Source organism: Oscillospiraceae bacterium, assembly GCA_022483045.1.
Taxonomy (GTDB): domain Bacteria; phylum Bacillota; class Clostridia; order Oscillospirales; family Acutalibacteraceae; genus Caproicibacterium.
On sequence record JAKVOA010000002.1, the window covers coordinates 544,109 to 561,721 of the forward strand.

Below are 17,613 nucleotides of genomic sequence, written 5' to 3' on the forward strand. Positions count from 1 at the left end.
GAATGTTTAAAATAGCAAAGTGCACTTGCAAAAAATGCCGTGGGCTTTTTCTGCAGGAGGAAAAACAGGCTGCAAGGAAAGCTCTTCTCTGCGAAAAAGTGCTGCCGCCGCTGCAAAAGCGGCCGCCTTTTTTCCTGCGGCTTTTGCGGAAATTTCTTTTCTTTTACCCGGCACTATGCTATAATCTAATTTAGTATGTAAATATTTAGGAGTCAGACGTTGATTAAAGAACGCTATGAGGTGACAATATGCCAAATAATATCCTGACCAAATTTTTCGGGAACTACAGCAAGCGGGAGCTGAAGCGCCTGAAACCCACCTGCGATGAGGTGCTTGCCCTGGAGGACAAGTATAAGGCCCTGTCAGATGAAGAACTGCAGGCGCAGACCCCGGCACTGAAAGAGCGCCTTGCAAACGGCGAAAATCTGGACGATATCTTGCCGGATGCCTTTGCGGTCTGCCGCGAGGCCAGTACCCGTGTACTGGGAATGCGGCACTTCCCGGTGCAGGTGCTGGGTGGCATTGTGCTGCATCAGGGGCGTATCGCCGAGATGAAGACCGGCGAAGGTAAAACCCTGGTTGCAACCCTGCCGGCGTACCTAAACGGCCTTGCCGGCAAGGGTGTTCATATTGTCACGGTCAACGATTACCTGGCTCGCCGCGACAGCGAGTGGATGGGCAAGGTTTACCGCTTCCTTGGGCTTTCCGTTGGTCTGATTACCCATGAAAAAGACAACAATGCCCGGAAAGAAGCTTATGCTGCCGATATCACGTACGGCACCAACAACGAATTTGGATTTGACTACCTGCGTGACAACATGGTCATCTACAAAGAGGATAAGGTGCAGCGCGGCCACAGCTTTGCCATCGTCGATGAGGTCGACTCCATTTTAATTGATGAGGCCCGCACCCCGCTGATTATTTCCGGCCCCGGCGAAAAATCCACCGAGATGTACACGGTTGCTGACAAATTTGCCCAGACTTTAAAAGTCGTAAAGGTGGCTGAGCTGAACGAAAAAGAGGACAACGACGCAATTTACGCCGATGCCGACTATATCGTCGACGAAAAGGCAAAAACCGCGACCTTGACCCCCTCTGGTATTAAAAAGACAGAGTCTTACTTTCATATTGAAAACCTAACGGATGCCGATAATATCGGCTTACAGCATTATGTGAATCAGGCAATCAAGGCCCGCGGTGTTATGACCCGCGATGTCGATTACGTGGTCAAAGACGGTGAAGTCATTATTGTTGATGAGTTTACCGGCCGCCTGATGTATGGCCGCCGCTACAACGAGGGTCTGCACCAGGCCATTGAGGCCAAAGAAGGCGTGCATGTTGCGCGCGAAAGCAAGACCTTGGCTACCATCACCTTCCAGAACTTCTTCCGCCTATACGACAAACTTTCTGGTATGACCGGTACCGCCATGACCGAAGAGGACGAATTCCGTGAGATCTATAAACTGGATGTCATTGAGATTCCGACCAACAAGCCCATGATCCGCAAAGACCTGCATGACGTGGTCTATAAAACCGAAAAGGCAAAGTTTAATGCCGTCATTGACGACATTGAGGAGCACCACAAGACCGGCCAGCCGGTGCTGGTGGGCACGATCTCCATTGATAAGAGCGAAAAGCTCTCGAAGCTGCTGGATCAGCGCGGTATTAAGCATGTTGTGCTGAACGCAAAGTACCACGAAAAAGAAGCGGAAATTGTTGCACAGGCCGGTAAAAAAGGTGCTGTGACCATCGCCACCAACATGGCCGGCCGTGGTACCGATATCGTGCTGGGCGGCAACAGCGAGTATATGGCGAAAGACGAAATGCGCCGCATGGGCTTCAGCGACGACCTGATTGCACAGGCCACCGCCTACGGCGAGACCGACAATACCGACATCGTCAATGCCCGCAAGACTTTTCGCGATTTAGAGGATAAGTATAAAGCAGAAATTAAGCCTGAGGCAGCGGAAGTTTGTAAGCTGGGCGGCTTGTATATCATCGGCACCGAGCGCCATGAGTCCCGCCGTATCGACAACCAGCTGCGCGGCCGTTCTGGACGTCAAGGCGACCCCGGCATGTCCCGCTTCTATATCTCTCTGGAAGATGACCTGATGCGCCTGTTTGGCGGTGAGCGGGTCTCTGCTATGATGGATACCTTAAAAGTAGAAGAAGATACGCCGATTGAGAACAAAATGCTGACCAAAACCATTGAAAACGCCCAGCGCAAGATTGAGGGCCGCAACTTTGGTATTCGTAAAGATGTGCTCAAATATGACGATGTCAATTCGCGCCAGCGCGAGGTCATCTACAAGCAACGCGACCAGGTACTTGACGGCGAAGATGTGCATGAGCAGGTTATGAGCATGGTCAAGCAGGCCATTGAAAACCAGGTGAAGATTTACCTGCCAATGGATGAAAACAACATTGACGACCCACGTCATGATTGGAATATAGACGGCCTGCGCGACCGCTATATGGGCTGGCTTTTAAAAGAGGACGACCTGACCTATACCGCGGAAGAGCGCAAAGAGCTCAAACCGCAGGATATCTCTAAAACCCTGTACGAAAAGGCAGAGGAAATCTGCAATGAACGTGAAGAAAAGTTTGGCAAAGAAATCTGCCGCGAACTGGAACGCGTTGTCTTGCTGAAAAACGTGGATACCGAGTGGATGGACCATATCGATGCGATGGAAGAACTGCAGCGCGGCATTCGCCTGCGCGCCTATGGCCAGAAAGACCCAGTTGTCGAGTATCGTATGGAAAGCTACGATATGTTTGACGCCATGATCGATACCATTCGTGAAAATACGGCCCGTATGCTGCTGACCGTGCGCCTGCAGGCACAAGAAGAGCCGCAGCGCGAACAGGTTATGGACCCGACCGCCGCTTCCGGTGCAGAGGATACAACCGACGAGCATGCAGCCCCGCAGAAGCACAAAGGCCATAAAATCGGCCGCAACGAGCCCTGCCCCTGCGGCAGCGGCCTGAAGTGGAAAAAGTGCACCTGTGAAAAGTATCATCCCAAAGATGGCAGCCAGCCGTATGTGTAAACCAATCTAAAAAAGAAGCCGCAGGCCCCGCGTCTGTGGCTTTTTCTATACCAAGAATATCTCTTCGTTTACAGAGAGCAGTTACAGGAAAAAGGAGCTTACGGCATTGATTCAAATCTATACGGGCGATGGAAAAGGAAAGACTACAGCGGCAGTGGGGCTTGCTGTGCGCTGCGCGGGCAGCGGCGGCCGGGTGCTGTTTGGGCAGTTCTTAAAGGACAATACCTCCAGTGAACTGCGCATTTTAAGTGGAATTTCCAATATTCAGCAGATTCCGCCTGTCGTGTGCCGGAAGTTTTATTACCAAATGAAAGCAGAAGAAAAAGAAAACTTAAAAAAGCAGGAAGAGAACTATTTTCGGGCGCTGGTTTCCACAGCGGAAAAGACCCGCTGCGACATGGTTGTGCTGGATGAGGCGCTGCCCGCAGTCAATTTGAAGCTGATTGCCCTGCAGGAGATGGAGAATTTCTTAAAAGCACAGGGTACCAAGCGGGAAATTGTCCTGACAGGCAGGGACGCCCCGGACTCACTGATAGAATTGGCGGATTACGTTTCGGAAATCTGCAAAAGGAAGCATCCCTACGACCGTGGAACAGGGGCGCGAAAAGGAATTGAGTATTAATAGACAGAAAGAATGGATTCCGCACAGCGGTGGTAGAAAAATAGACAGGCCCTTTTCGCAGTGGTAAAATGATGAAATTCCTATTTTTCGGAAAAGGAGAAACAACATGCAGGAAGCTTTTGCAAAATGCCATCCGGTTATCAACTTCCTGTTTTTTGCGGGCGCGGTAGTGCTGGGTGTGTGTTTCCTGCATCCATATTTTCTGATGTGTTCGGCCGGCTTGGCGGCCCTTTATTATCTACTGCTGAACAAAGGCAGAAAAAAGCGCTTTTTCTTCGGCATCCTTGCGGTTTCGGTGGTTATTGTACTGCTAAATCCGCTCTTTAATGCAAACGGTGCCACGGTGCTGTTTTGCTGGGCTGCCGGCCGACCCTATACCCTGGAAGCGCTGCTTTACGGTGCCGCGGCGGGAAGCATGTTCTTTTCGGTGATGCTGTGGTTTGCCTGCTGGCAGCGCGTGATGAGCGGGGACCGCCTGCTCTGTGTTTTTGGCAGGCTGGCGCCTGCGGCTTCGCTGCTGCTGACAATGGTGTTCCGCTTGCTGCCGTACCTGCAGAGAAAGGCAAAAGAGATTGCTGCAGCAGCAAGGTGTGCCGGAAGCCGCACCGGCAGCAGAAAACAGAGGCTGCAGGTCAGCGCCGCAGAACTTTCTGCGCTGACTTCGTTTGCGCTGGAGGGCTCTCAGATTACGGCGGACGCAATGAAAAGCCGCGGCTACGGCAGCGGAAAACGCACCAGCTTTGCGCGCTTCCGCGTTTCCGCCGCAGATGCCGCCGCGCTTGCTTATCTATGCAGTTGTCTTGTGGCGGTCGCTGTCGGGGCGGCATTTGGCAAAACGGCGGTTTCTTTTTCGCCGCGGCTTTTCTTTGCACGGAGCGGGGCGGCGCTTTGGCTTTCCCTTGGCGGCTGCGCGGCTTTCCTGCTGTTTCCGAGTATTCTGCAGATAAAAGAGGATATTTTATGGAGCTTTTTTCGGTCGAAAATTTAACTTTCCGCTATCCGGGCGCACAGAAAGAGGCCCTGCGGAATGTCAGCCTTTCGGTACATCCCGGGGAGTACATTGCACTGTGTGGCAAAAGCGGCAGCGGCAAAACCACGCTGCTGCGCCACCTAAAAACGGTGCTGACCCCCCACGGAACCCGCACGGGGAAAATCACGTTTGCGGGCAGGCCGCTGCAAGGGGTCGGACTGCGTGAGCAGAGCAGCAGGATCGGCTATGTGATGCAGAATCCCGAAAATCAGATTGTCACCGACAAAGTATGGCATGAGCTGGCCTTTGGCCTAGAAAGCCTTGGAACAGACCAAAAGACCATGCGCCTGCGGGTTGCCGAGATGGCAAGCTATTTCGGTATTGAATCTTGGTTTTACAAGAATGTCAGCACGCTTTCCGGCGGGCAGAAGCAGCTTTTAAATCTTGCCTCCATTATGGCTATGCAGCCGGACGTACTGATTTTAGATGAACCAACCAGTCAGCTTGACCCGATCGCTGCGTCTGATTTTTTAAATACAGTGCGTAAATTAAATCGGGAACTCGGCACGACCATTTTCATTTCCGAACACCGTCTGGAAGAAATCTTTCCTTATGCGGACCGTGTTGTTGTCATGGACAGCGGCGCCGTCTTTGCCGATGCAGAACCGCGCAAAGCAGGGGAAAGCATTTTTACCGGGAAACAGGAACTGGCACAGTCACTGCCGGCGCCGATGCAGGTGTACTATTCCCTGGGCGGCGGCGGAACCTGCCCAGTCACAGTGCGAGAGGGGCGCAGCTGGCTTTCAGAAAAGCTTGCTGGCAGCAGCCTGCGGGTGCGCCGCCTTGAAAAACCGGCGGTGAATTTTGAAAAAGACGAGTGTGCACTGGAGCTCAAGGACGTTTGGTTTCGCTATGAGAAGGAAACACCAGATGTACTGAAAGGGGTTTCCTTGCAGGTGCCCAAAGGACGGCTTTCAGCCATTGTGGGTGGCAATGGAACCGGAAAATCAACCATGCTGAAGTCAGTCTGCGGTATCTGCCGTCCTTACCGCGGTAAAATCAGCATTTTTCAGCAGCCGCTGCGCCGCTTCCGTTCTCAGGAACTTTTTGAAAACTGCCTCGCCATGCTGCCGCAGGACCCCCAGTGTCTGTTTGTAAAAAAGACTGTACAGGAAGATTTAGAGGAAATGCTTGCCGGACAAAAGCTGACCCATTCCCAGAAAGAGGAACGCCTGCACCAGGTGGTTGCCGAGTGCGGCATTACACCGCTGCTTTCGTCGCACCCCTATGACCTTTCCGGTGGGGAGCAGCAAAAGGCGGCGCTTGCCAAGGTGCTGCTGTGCCGGCCGAAGATTTTGCTGCTGGACGAGCCAACCAAGGGCATTGACAGCTGCTTTAAACAGCAGCTTGCGGAAATTTTTGCCCGCTTGAAAGCGCAGGGAGTGACTATTGTCATGGTTTCGCATGATATTGAGTTCTGTGCGCAGCACGCTGATTTGGTTTCCCTTTTCTTTGATGGGGCTGTTTTAACGACCAGTACGCCTGAAATGTTTTTTTCCAGCAACAGCTTTTACACCACAGCGGCAAATCGCATGAGCCGCCATCTTTTTGAAAATGCTGTTACCTGTAAGGATGTGATAACCCTATGTCAAAAGAATCTGCAGGAAAACGAAATACAGCCAGAGGAATGATCTTGTCAATTTTTTGTATGGCCGCCATTGTTTTGCTTTTGGTCTTTGGCGGAAAATTTTTTGGCAGCGGCCATGCCTACGGGGCAAGCCTTGTGGTTGTGGTGCTTTCCATGCTGCCTTTTTTCTTTGCCTTTGAGGGCCGCAGGCCGCAGGCGCGAGAAATGATTACCTTGGCGGTCTTGTGTGCGATTGCGGTGGTTTCGCGGGTGCTGTTTATCTGGCTGCCAAACTTTAAGCCGATGACAGCCATTATCATCATTGTCGGCGCGGCACTGGGTGCACAGGCGGGCTTTATGACCGGCGCAATGGCGGCTTTTGTTTCCAACTTCATTTTCGGGCAGGGCCCTTGGACTCCCTGGCAGATGCTTGCCTTTGGTGTGGCGGGCTTTTTGGCGGGCGTGCTGTGCAAAAACGGCCCTGTCAGCAAAAAGCGGCTGCCGCTCTCTATCTTTGGCGCGGCAATGGTAATGGTGCTGATTGGACCGATCCTTGACACCAGCGCTTTGTTTATGATGAATTCGGTGATTACGCCGGCAAACGCTGCGGCGGTGTATCTTTCGGGGATACCGGTGAACGCGGTGCATGCGGCAGCCACGTTTTTGACGCTGCTGGTTCTTTCCCAGCCGATGTTTGAAAAATTGGACCGCATGCAGCAGAAATACGGAATACTGGAGGAATCGGCGTGAGATTTGATTCCTATCATCCGGGGGTAAATCTGCTGTTTTTCGCGGCGGTGCTGCTGTTTGCTTTTACATTTAATCAGCCGGTATTCCTGTTTCTTTCGTGGACCTGCGCTTTTGCCTACTCTGTAAAGCTGCGCGGCAGGCGGGCGCTGCTTTTTAATCTCTGCCTTGTGCCCTGTGCGGTGTTGTTTGCGCTGTTTTATGCGTCTTACAATCATTTTGGTGTAACAGGACTGGCAGTCAACTGGATTGGCAATGAAATTACAGCAGAATCCCTGCTGTACGGGCTGGCGCTGGGTGCTATGGCGAGTGCCGTGATGATGTGGTTTTCGTGTATTCATGTGTTGTTTTCAACAGACCGAATTGTCTATTTGTTTGGACGCATTGCACCGAAAGGTTCGCTGCTTCTGTCAATCCTGCTGCGCACAGTTCCGCGGGTGAGTGCTAAGGCAAAACAGATTGCCGCCGCGCAGCAGTGCATTGGCCGCGGGCCGGGGCAGGGAAATTTCTTGCGTCGCTGTGCAAATGCCTGCCGCAGGGTTTCTATTTTGATCACATGGCTGCTCGAAAATGCGGTGCAGACAGCTGACTCTATGAGAAGCCGGGGCTGTACGCTGAAAAAACGCAGTGCCTACTCTATCTATCGTTTTGACGGCCGCGACCGTGCGCTTGTGCTCCTGCTCTGTGTGCTGCTTACGGCCATTGGTGCGGCCGCGGCTTTTTCCCAGACCTTTGCCCAGTATGACCCGATTATCCAGTTCCCCAGAATGACGGCTGCCAGCTGGTTCTTTTGCGGAGCTTACGCATTTTTTTGCCTGCTGCCGATGCTGCTGCAGTGTCTGCAGGAATGGTCCTTTGACCGACAGAGAAAGCGCGCGGATTTTTCAAACTCGCACAGCGGAAAACAATCATAAAAGATCTTTACGCCCCGCGCAGCTGCAAGGTGGCTGCAGGCATTTCCAGCGATACGAGATGAAATAAGCAATAACAAAGGCCCGCACCCTGTGTAAAACAGAGCGCGGGCCAAATTGTTTTTACAGAAATCAGGCCTTGCCGTCGCAGCCCATAACGTCTGTAATCTTGTGTGCAACCATGTTCTTGACTGCTTCACGTGCAGGCGCAAGGTACTGGCGCGGGTCGAAGTGATCCGGATGATCATGGAAGTATTTGCGGATAACAGCAGTCATAGCCAGACGAATGTCGGAGTCGACGTTGATCTTGCAGACAGCCATCTTTGCGGCTTTGCGCAGCTCGCTCTCGGGAATACCGATTGCGTTGGGCATGTTGCCGCCATAGGTGTTGATCATCTTTACGAATTCCTGCGGTACACTGGAGGAACCGTGCAGAACGATCGGGAAACCAGGCAGACGCTTGGAAACTTCTTCGAGGATATCCAGGCGGAGCTTCGGGTTCTGGCCAGGCTTAAACTTGTAGGCGCCGTGGCTGGTGCCAATGGCGATTGCCAGGCTGTCAACACCGGTGCGCTTGACAAAATCCTGTACCTGGTCGGGGTCCGTGTACATTGCTTTGTCAGACTCTACGGAAACGTCGTCTTCTACACCGCCCAGGGTGCCCAGTTCCGCTTCTACGGTAACATTGTATTTATGTGCGTACTCCACGACTTTTGCAGATTCGGCAACGTTTTCTTCATAGGGCTTAGAAGAGCCGTCGAACATAACAGAAGTAAAGCCGTCATCAACGCACGCTTTGCACATCTCATAAGACGGGCCGTGGTCAAGATGCAGAGCGATCGGGATGTCCGGGTTTACAGAAACAGCGGCCTCTACCAGCTTTACCAGGTAGGTGGGGTTGGCATAAGCGCGCGCGCCCTTAGAAACCTGCAGAATAACAGGTGCCTTCAGCTCGCCGGCTGCCTCTGTGATGCCCTGGATGATTTCCATGTTGTTCACGTTGAAAGCACCGATTGCGTAGCCGCCGTCGTATGCTTTTTTGAACATATCCTTCGTGTTTACTAATGCCATGGGTTTCACACTCCTATACTTTTATTGGCAGGTTCATTATACAACAAATTGAAGTGAAAAGAAATATAAACTTGAGGGGAATTGTGCAGGATAGAAAAAGAACTGTAAAAATGCTGCGGCCGCGGTTTTAGGCAGGAACTTTTCCCGCCTGCTGCCGCACCCACCAAAAGATATACTGCTGCGCCAGACCTGCGGCGGGGCCGAAATCAGCCGGATTTACCCCCGAAAACCACTGCTTCATGGCGCGGTTGATCCACACGTCTTTTGGAAAAGACTCCATGCGGTGCAGACCGTACAGCAGGGCGCAGTCCGCGACCTTTGGCCCGACGCCCACAATCGTCATAAGGGTGCGGCGGGCTTCCTGCAGCGGGGCAGTGCGCAGCGCTTCCAGCGAAACGGCACCGCCTGCCACTTTTTGGGCGGCGTCCAGCAGATAACGTGCCCGAAAGCCGCAGCGCAGCGGTGCAAGGCCGGCTTCTGTCAAAGCGGCAAGTGTTTTCGCCGAAGGGAATGGATGGGCGCTTTTCTGCTGATGCAGGCCGCTGCTCGTGGGCAGTTCTGCTTCTGCCCGCCCGCCGCACAGCCGGTCGATAATCCCCTGGATACGCGGAATATTGTTGTTTTGCGAGAGAATAAACGAACATAGCGCCTCCCAGGGGTCTTGCCGCAGGATATGAATGCCTGCACCGCAGCAGGCGGCTTCTTTCAGGTTGGGATGCAGTGCCGCTAAGTGCTGCTGCAGAGTAACATAGTCGGTGTCAAGGTCGAAATAGCTGCGCCAAAATGGGTCCGCTTGTAAAAGAGGCACGTCTTTTTGTGTCAGCACCAGGTGCCGCCCGCCGACGACGCCGGAAAAAACCCCTGGCTTTATTTCGCGCCAGCGAAAGCACTGCCCGCACAGCAGTGTTTTGCGCAGATCCATTGCGCTTCCTCCTTAATATGTACCATTTAATGGATATCATCATATTTAACTTGAAAATAAGCTATAATATGATATATTCGTAATAAAGCAGACAGACTTTTGCCTTTCTGCACGCCAAGTATAACATGAAAATACGGAAAGTTAAAGAAAAAGCAAGCAAAAGGTTTACATAATATAAATTTTGCTAAAAGATGAATAAACCATGAAATTGCTGTTTCAAGCGGCTTTTCCACATTTTCAACTGTGTTTTCCACATTGTTGACCGGGTTTTCAACTTGTATTATGTAAACCTGTGCAAATACGGTTTGTATAAATGCCGCAGCGGCAGGGAAAATTCGATGTATATTCTTTAAAGAAAATTTAAAACAGTATTTCAGCCACCTGTTTTACAAGCAGACGGTATGCAGAACCCACCGGCTGCTCAGTGCGGTTTCTGTTTCGAAAGCGTGAACTTTCTACATTTTTTCCGAAAGAACGTGCAGGAGCGACAGCCTTGTGGTATAATTAATCATTATGGGAAATGTATCTGGAGGCACAAAATGAAACCCAATCAATCAGAAGAAAACGGCCGCGTACGCGGCGATGATGTAATAGCTGGGCGCAATGCCGTTATGGAAGCACTGAAAAGCGGCCGCGCACTGGAAAGTTTATATTTAGCCCGCGGCGTGCATGGCGGCAGCCTGGGGGCAATTATTGCCCGCGCAAAGGAAGCCGGCGTGCCTGTCAAAGAGGCCGATTCGCGTAAGCTCGATGCTATGTGCGGCGGTGCCGCACACCAGGGCGTGGTTGCCTTGGCCTCAGTAAAGCCGTATGCTGAGCTGGACGATATTTTTAATTTGGCAAAAGAGCGCGGCGAGCAGCCTTTTCTTATCATTGCAGATGGCCTGGAAGATCCGCACAACTTGGGTGCGGTGCTGCGTGTCGCAGAGTGCGCGGGTGCGCACGGCGTCATTATCCCCAAACGGCGCAGTGTCGGGCTGACCTATGCGGTCGGTAAAGCCAGCGCGGGCGCGGTAGAATACGTGCCGGTGGTGCGGGTAAACAGCTTGCCCGAGGTGCTGGAAGAACTTAAAAAACGGGGTGTATGGCTGTATGTTGCCGATATGGAAGGCGAGCCGTGGTGCAATGTGGATTACGCTGGGCCGTGTGCAGTTATTATTGGCAGCGAGGGCTTTGGCATTGGCCGCTTGGTAAAAGAAAAAAGCGACTTTACCATTTCCCTGCCGATGGAAGGACAAATCAATTCTCTGAACGCTTCCGTAGCTTGTGGAATCATTTGTTACGAAGTGTTGCGCCAGCGCAAAGGAATCCACTCTAAACAGTAAGTGCAGAAAGTGGGGGAGACTATATGGAGCATCAGAACGATGAAAATCTGTATATAAATCATGCACAGGATGAAAAAACACCGGAAGAGCCAATGGCTGATGCCATGGCCTTTTCCTCCAGTGCACTAAAAGCCCGCAGAGAAAAAGAACAGCAGGAAGCACAGCGCCGTGAAGCAGAGACCGAGCAGCAAAGGCAGCAGGAAGCACAGCGCCGTGAAGCAGAGACCGAGCAGCAAAGGCAGCAGGAAGCACAGCGCCGTGAAGCAGAAGCCGAGCAGCAAAGGCAGCAGGAAGCACAGCGCCGTAAAGCAGAAGCCGAGCAGCAAAGGCAGCAGGAAGAGCAGCGCCGTCTAGACAGTATGAAACAGCAGCAGGAGCAGCTGAAAAAAATAGAAGAAGAACGCCAACAGGCCGAAGAAGAGCCTGAGAAAAAACCGCATAAGCGCAGTAGACAGGAAAAGAACAACCTGAAAAAATTAAAAAAGCAGGATAAACTGCGCCGCAAGCAGGCAGGGACCGTCAAAGAGGATGATTTGTACTATGGCCTCAAGCTAAAGTCCCGGCAGGAATATCAAAAAGAATATGAGGAAACCCAGTCATTTAAGCCGATACGGCCGGAAGAAAACGGCGTCAGCGATAAAACCGGTACGTTTTCTTATTTATTTGATAAAGACGACAAGGGCACCAGCCCGGAAATGACACAAAAACTGGCGCAGCTGCATGAAAAACGCCGCCGCCGTGTCAAGAAAGTGGCGGAAGAGACTGGTGTAATCGGCAGCGATGTTGCAAAAGAAGATATCTATTCAATTACTACAGCAATCAGCCTCAAGGATATCCGCAAAGAGGCAGCAAAAAAGGGAGTTCACCTGCAGCCGAAATCCGGCGAAGAGCAGGCGCCTGTGAAAGAACCACCGCAGCCGCAAAAAGAACCCCGCAAAGAAATGGTGCTGCCGGTGGTGCAGGAGCCGATTGAGCGTCCTGCTCCGCCTGCGGGCAGCCCGGTCACGTACCGTCCAAGCGGTACGCCGGTACATATTGTCCCGCTGGAGGATCTGCTGACCCCGGTCTTTAATGAATCACGCAAGTACCCGCATGTGGTGCCACAGCCGGTAGAAGAGCTGAAAGAGGAGCTGGAAGCTCCGCAGAAACCCGCTGTAAAAGAAACAGCAGCCGAAGAAGTACAGAAACCGGCACAGCCCGCGGCAGAAATGCCGGAACGGCCTGCTGCGGCCGTACAGGAGCCGGAAGTTCCGCAGAAACCCGTTGTAGAAGAAACAGCAGCCGAAGAAGTACAGAAACCGGCACAGCCTGCGGCAGAAATGCCGGAACGGCCTGCTGCGGCCGTACAGGAGCTGGAAGCTCCGCAGAAACCCGCTGTAAAAGAAACAGCAGCCGAAGAAGTACAGAAACCGGCACAGCCTGCGGCAGAAATGCCGGAACGGCCTGCTGCGGCCGTACAGGAGCTGGAAGCTCCGCAGAAACCCGCTGTAAAAGAAACAGCAGCCGAAGAAGTACAGAAACCGGCACAGCCTGCGGCAGAAATGCCGGAACGGCCTGCTGCGGCCGTACAGGAGCCGGAAGTTCGGCGGAAACCCGCTGTAGAAAAAGCAGCAGCCGAAGAAGCGCCGAAACCGGCACAGCCTGCGGCAGAAATGCCGGAACGGCCTGTTGTGACAATGCAGAAGCCGGAAGTTCGGCGGAAACCCGCTGTAGAAAAAGCAGCAGCCGAAGAAGTACAGAAACCGGCACAGCCTGCGGCAGAAATGGCGGAACGGCCTGTTGTGACAATGCAGAAGCCGGAAGTTCGGCGGAAACCCGCTGTAGAAAAAGCAGCAGCCGAAGAAGTACAGAAACCGGCACAGCCTGCGGCAGAAATGGCGGAACGGCCTGTTGTGACAATGCAGAAGCCGGAAGTTCGGCGGAAACCCGCTGTAGAAGAAACAGCAGCCGAAGAAGTACAGAAACCGGCACAGCCTGCGGCAGAAATGCCGGAACGGCCTGTTGTGACAATGCAGAATGTACCTGACCGTTTTGCGGACGAAGAGGTGCCTGCAGAAGCTGTGGAGGAACAGGACAAGCTGGAAATTCCGGTGCCGTCTCAGAAAGCACCAAAACGGAAAATTCTGCGCCGGCGCCAGCCGATACAGGAAGTGCCCGCGAAAGAGCAGGCAGATGCCGCACAGAAGAACGAAGACCTTAACTTTGACGAAGATGAACCTTTGCGTCTGTTGGACAACGACAGCAAAGAGGATGAACTGGACGATTACAATGAACCGGAAGATGCTGCTGCAATTTTCCACCAGCTTGGCGGCGATATGCGCGAATTGGTGCTGCGCCTGACAGTTACGGGAATCTGCGGCATTTTAGAGCTGCTCTTTGGCGTGCTGGGTGAGTTTGGCTTGTTCGGTATGCAGCCACTCAATATCACAGCTTATCTTCTTTGCAGCCTGATTTTTATGGCTGTTGCAGTTGGGTTCTGTGGCACTACGATTTTCAGCGGACTGAAAGCCCTGGCAAAGCTGCAGGCCAATGCCGACAGCGGAATTGCTGTTGCAAGCGTGGTTGGGCTGGTGCAGGGGGTTTCTTCCCTTTTCATGCAGAACATTTTTGCACATGGCCAGCTGCATCTGTACGCAGTCATTGTGTGCGGGGCGCTGTTCCTCAATACCTTAGGTAAGTTTTCGCTGGTGCGCCGGGTCAATCATAATTTCCATTATATTACTTCACCAGATAAAAAATATGCAGTCGAAAAGTTTAATGACCATAACATAGCTTTGCAAATGGCTGAGGGAGTCACCATTGATACCCCGCAGATTGCCTATGAGCATGAGACTGGATTTTTCCAGCATTTTCTGCGCCTTTCCTACAGCGATGACCCCAGCGACCACAGCAGCCAGTTCTTGGCACCGGTTCTGTTCTGCGCCAGTTTGGTGCTGTTCTTAGTCATGCTGCTGTTTGTTCAGCCAAAAGATGTTGGCAGTGCGCTGACAGCCTTTGCTGCAGCCACTTGTGTGAGTGTTCCGCTGATGAATATGCTTTCCGTGAACCTTTCTCTGTCGTACCTGAGCCGGGTGGCTTCGCAGTGCGGCGGTATGGTTGTTGGATTCCCGGCGGTGCAGTATTTTTCAAATGTCAATTCTGTACTGATCGATGCACAGGACCTCTTCCCGCGCGGCAGTGTTATGCTCAATGGCATTAAAACATTCCGTGGGAAGCAGATGGATGATGCGATTGTGGATGCCGCTGCCTTGCTGCATGCGGCCGGCGGGCCTTTATGCAGCTTGTTTGGCCAAGTTACGCAGAGCCGGCAGGACGGTATGCCAAAAGTAGAGAATGTACAGTATGAAGACGGAATGGGAATTTCCGGTTGGGTCGGCGGCCGCCGGGTGTTTATTGGCAACCGCCGCCTGATGAGCGCCCATAATGTCACCCCGCCCAGTGAAATGCTGGAAGCGAAATATGTAAAGGGTGGCAGACAGGTTGTTTACCTTTCAGTGAGCGGAGAGCTTTCGGCGATGTTTATTGTCACATATCGTGCCGACCGCCACCGTACACAGGAGCTGCAGCGCATGGAGAATAACGGTATTGCCATTATCGTGCGCAGCAATGATGCAAATGTCACAGCACCGTTTTTAGCGGCGCTGTTCCATCTAGATGCACACTCCATTCGTGTGCTGCCAGAGCGTTTGGGGCAGGTGTATGAAGCCGCAAAGAAGCCGGCGCGCAAAGCCAATGCGCTGATTGCAACAAAGGGCCGCCCGACCACGATGATGCGACTGGTTACAGCTTGTGTACGTCAGCGTGCAAATATTTCGCTGGCGGTTGTTCTGCAGAATGTCAGTGCTGTTTTGGGCTTTGTTTTGGTGGCATTCCTCTGCTGCCAAAAGGGAATGCAGCAGGTCAGTACATTGAGTATGTTTATTTACGAAGCTTTCTGGTGCCTGGCAATTTGGCTGGTGCCGAAGTTCCGCAGACCGTAAAAGTCAATTATTAAACGAGAAGCCGGGTGGCCCTGCGGGGCATCCGGCTTTTTGCTTTTCTGTTTTGGGTTATACGCAAAGAGAATGGAAAGAATGACTGGGGTAATAAAGTACCGCAGAGGTGGGCAGAAACAATTTGTCATTTTGCCCAAAATAGAGAGGGAAACTCTGTGCTGGCTATAGAAATTTCCTAAACGCCTTGCCATATGTAGTAATATGATATATAATTATTGCAATCATTGAATAAATATTTATTAAATATTACTACCCGCGAAGGGGGAAAACCAAATGAAACCGTATTCTGCAAAAAACATCTTAAATATCGCGCTGGCAGGCCATTCCGGCGCCGGAAAGACCAGTATCGCCGAGGCAATGCTCAAACTTTCCGGCGCGACCGACCGCCTGGGCAAAGTCAATGCCGGCAGCACTGTGTGCGACTACGATCCGGAGGAGACCCGCCGCGGGGTCAGTGTTTCCACTGCGGTAGCGCCGCTGGAGTGGAAAGGTCATAAAATCAACCTGCTCGACGCGCCGGGTCTGTTTGACTTTGCGGGCGCCGCGGCAGAGGCTGTGCGCGCTGCAGACAGCGTGCTGATTGCTGTCAGCGGACGCGGCGGCGTTTCGGTAGGTACGGAAAAGGCGGTTGCCGCCGCCGACAGCCGCGGCCTTGCAAAAGTTTTCTTTGTCAACGGCCTGTGCGACGAAAGCGCACGCTTTTACCACGTCTTTGAAGACCTGAAAGCCAGTTTCGGCCCGGCAGTCTGCCCGGTCGTAGTCCCCTATATCGAAAACGGCCAGGCGAATATTTACATCAATCTGCTGGAGTATAAGGCCTACGACTACGCAAATGGTGCACCGGTTGAGGTGAAAATGCCCGATATGGGCGACCACCGCCTGCAGGGGCTGCGCACAGCGATTTGTGAAGCGGTTGCTGAAACCAGCGATGAAATGTTTGAAAAGTATTTTTCTGGTCAGGAATTTACACCGGAAGAAGTTATTGTCGGCGTTTCCCACGGGGTTAAGGCCGGCACCATTATGCCGGTTTTCTGCGGCGATGCACTGCTGATGCGCGGCATGGAGCAGTTCTTGGATGGCATCGTCTGGCTGCTGCCCAGTGCACAGGAAAAAGCGGCGGAAATCGGTGCTGATATGAACGGCGACCCAGTAGAATTGACAGTCAATGAAGATGCGGCTGCTGCGGCAATTTGCTTTAAGACGATTGCGGACCCCTTTGTCGGCAAAGTCAGCTTTTTAAAGTGCATTTCCGGCAAAGTAGTGCAGGACGGCAGCTTAATTGATATGCGTACCGGGGAAAGCGAACACATCGGCAAAGTGGTGCTGGTGCGCGGCAAAAAGCAGGAGGATATGCATGTCATTCCTGCAGGTGATATTGGTGCTGTGCTGAAGCTGTCGGGTGTGGCCACCGGCGATACCCTGTGTGCACCTGCACGCAAAGTGATGCTGGACGGTGTCGATTACCCGAATGCACCGCTGCGTATGGCGATTGTGCCTAAGACAAAGGGCGAAGAAGACAAAATCGCGCAGGCTGTTTTCCGCTTGATGGAGGAAGACCCCACCATTGGCTACGAAAACAATGCTGAAACGCATGAAATGATTATTTCCGGTCTGGGCGAACAGCATTTGGATGTAGTGCTGTCAAAGCTGCAGAACCGCTATAATGTAGAGGCAACGCTGAAAACCCCGCGTGTGCCTTACCGCGAGACAATCCGCAAGACCGTAAAAGTGCAGGGCCGGCATAAAAAGCAGACAGGCGGCCATGGGCAATTTGGCGATGTGTGGATTGAGTTTAGTCCCTGTGACAGTGAGAATATGGTCTTTGATGAAAAGGTCGTAGGCGGCAGTGTACCGAAAGGATACTTCCCAGCGGTAGAAAAAGGCCTGCGCGAAAGCATCAGCAAAGGGCCGCTGGCGGGGTACCCGGTAGTTGGTCTGCATGCAACGCTGTACGATGGCTCTTATCATCCGGTGGACAGCTCTGAAATGGCCTTTAAAACAGCTGCAGGCATTGCTTACCGGGCAGGTATGCCAAAGGCAGACCCGGTCTTGCTGGAGCCAATCGGTCAGTTGAAAGCAGCTGTGCCCGACAGCAACATGGGCGATGTGATGGGCGAGGTAAATAAACGCCGTGGCCGTGTGCAGGGCATTGCCCCCGCACAGACCGGCTACCAGACCATTGAGGCAGAAGTGCCAATGGCTGAAATGGCTGATTTTGCAACCTTCCTGCGTCAGACAACCCAGGGACGCGGCAGCTATACGTTCGACTTCATTCGGTATGAAGAGTGCCCGCCACAGGTGGCAGAAAAAGTGATTGCTGCCGCGAGCGAAGAATAAGCATACTTTCTTTGGCATTTGCCAAACTTCCTCCAT

12 protein-coding genes are annotated in these 17,613 nt (G+C 52.6%); 9 read left to right on the forward strand and 3 right to left on the reverse strand.

Translation table 11 applies throughout. The annotated features are described in order from the left end of the window. Nucleotides 1-6: 6 nt before the first annotated feature. On the reverse strand, nucleotides 7-255 hold the full coding sequence (locus LKE53_11450) for a hypothetical protein (protein MCH3973350.1): 249 nt from the start codon (nucleotides 253-255) through the stop codon (nucleotides 7-9). Here LKE53_11450 and secA point away from each other — a divergent pair. The 6 genes from secA (at nucleotide 249) to LKE53_11480 (ending at nucleotide 7,930) form a co-directional block, all read left to right on the forward strand. Continuing rightward, entirely contained in the window at nucleotides 249-3,050 is a 2,802-nt protein-coding gene (secA, locus tag LKE53_11455) for a preprotein translocase subunit SecA (GenBank protein ID MCH3973351.1), read from the forward strand. The two genes, LKE53_11450 and secA, sit on opposite strands and share 7 nt — an antisense overlap. Nucleotides 3,051-3,156: 106 nt before the next feature. Next, the gene (locus LKE53_11460) at nucleotides 3,157-3,672 is read left to right on the forward strand and encodes a cob(I)yrinic acid a,c-diamide adenosyltransferase (GenBank protein MCH3973352.1); all 516 of its coding nucleotides are present in this window, start codon (nucleotides 3,157-3,159) and stop codon (nucleotides 3,670-3,672) included. Nucleotides 3,673-3,778: 106 nt separating this feature from the next. Further along, nucleotides 3,779-4,660, forward strand: coding sequence for an energy-coupling factor transporter transmembrane protein EcfT (locus LKE53_11465; GenBank protein ID MCH3973353.1), 882 nt, complete (start codon nucleotides 3,779-3,781; stop codon nucleotides 4,658-4,660). Then, nucleotides 4,633-6,333 (forward strand): energy-coupling factor transporter ATPase, encoded by a 1,701-nt coding sequence (locus tag LKE53_11470; protein ID MCH3973354.1) that lies wholly within the window; start codon nucleotides 4,633-4,635, stop codon nucleotides 6,331-6,333. The genes LKE53_11465 and LKE53_11470 overlap by 28 nt, the downstream gene beginning before the upstream one ends. A 2-nt stretch (nucleotides 6,334-6,335) precedes the next feature. Next, a complete protein-coding gene (locus LKE53_11475) occupies nucleotides 6,336-7,019 on the forward strand; it encodes an ECF transporter S component (GenBank protein ID MCH3973355.1) in 684 nt (227 codons plus the stop codon). Further along, nucleotides 7,016-7,930: an energy-coupling factor transporter transmembrane protein EcfT gene (locus tag LKE53_11480; GenBank protein ID MCH3973356.1), complete on the forward strand. Its 915-nt coding sequence runs from the start codon at nucleotides 7,016-7,018 to the stop codon at nucleotides 7,928-7,930. The genes LKE53_11475 and LKE53_11480 overlap by 4 nt, the downstream gene beginning before the upstream one ends. Nucleotides 7,931-8,059: 129 nt before the next feature. On the opposite strand, the gene fba is transcribed toward LKE53_11480, so the two are convergent. Together fba and LKE53_11490 are read right to left on the reverse strand one after the other, a co-directional pair. Continuing rightward, a complete protein-coding gene (fba, locus tag LKE53_11485) occupies nucleotides 8,060-8,998 on the reverse strand; it encodes a class II fructose-1,6-bisphosphate aldolase (protein MCH3973357.1) in 939 nt (312 codons plus the stop codon). 127 nt (nucleotides 8,999-9,125) lie between these two features. After that, complete coding sequence (locus LKE53_11490) at nucleotides 9,126-9,920, reverse strand: DNA-3-methyladenine glycosylase 2 family protein (protein MCH3973358.1); 795 nt, start codon at nucleotides 9,918-9,920, stop codon at nucleotides 9,126-9,128. 539 nt (nucleotides 9,921-10,459) lie between these two features. Here LKE53_11490 and rlmB point away from each other — a divergent pair. The 3 genes from rlmB (at nucleotide 10,460) to LKE53_11505 (ending at nucleotide 17,577) form a co-directional block, all read left to right on the forward strand. Then, nucleotides 10,460-11,245, forward strand: a complete 786-nt coding sequence (gene rlmB / locus LKE53_11495; GenBank protein ID MCH3973359.1) for a 23S rRNA (guanosine(2251)-2'-O)-methyltransferase RlmB — start codon at nucleotides 10,460-10,462, stop codon at nucleotides 11,243-11,245. Nucleotides 11,246-11,268: 23 nt separating this feature from the next. Continuing rightward, nucleotides 11,269-15,225 (forward strand): hypothetical protein, encoded by a 3,957-nt coding sequence (locus tag LKE53_11500; protein MCH3973360.1) that lies wholly within the window; start codon nucleotides 11,269-11,271, stop codon nucleotides 15,223-15,225. 288 nt (nucleotides 15,226-15,513) lie between these two features. Then, a complete protein-coding gene (locus LKE53_11505; GenBank protein ID MCH3973361.1) occupies nucleotides 15,514-17,577 on the forward strand; it encodes an elongation factor G in 2,064 nt (687 codons plus the stop codon). The last annotated feature ends 36 nt before the right edge of the window (nucleotides 17,578-17,613 follow it).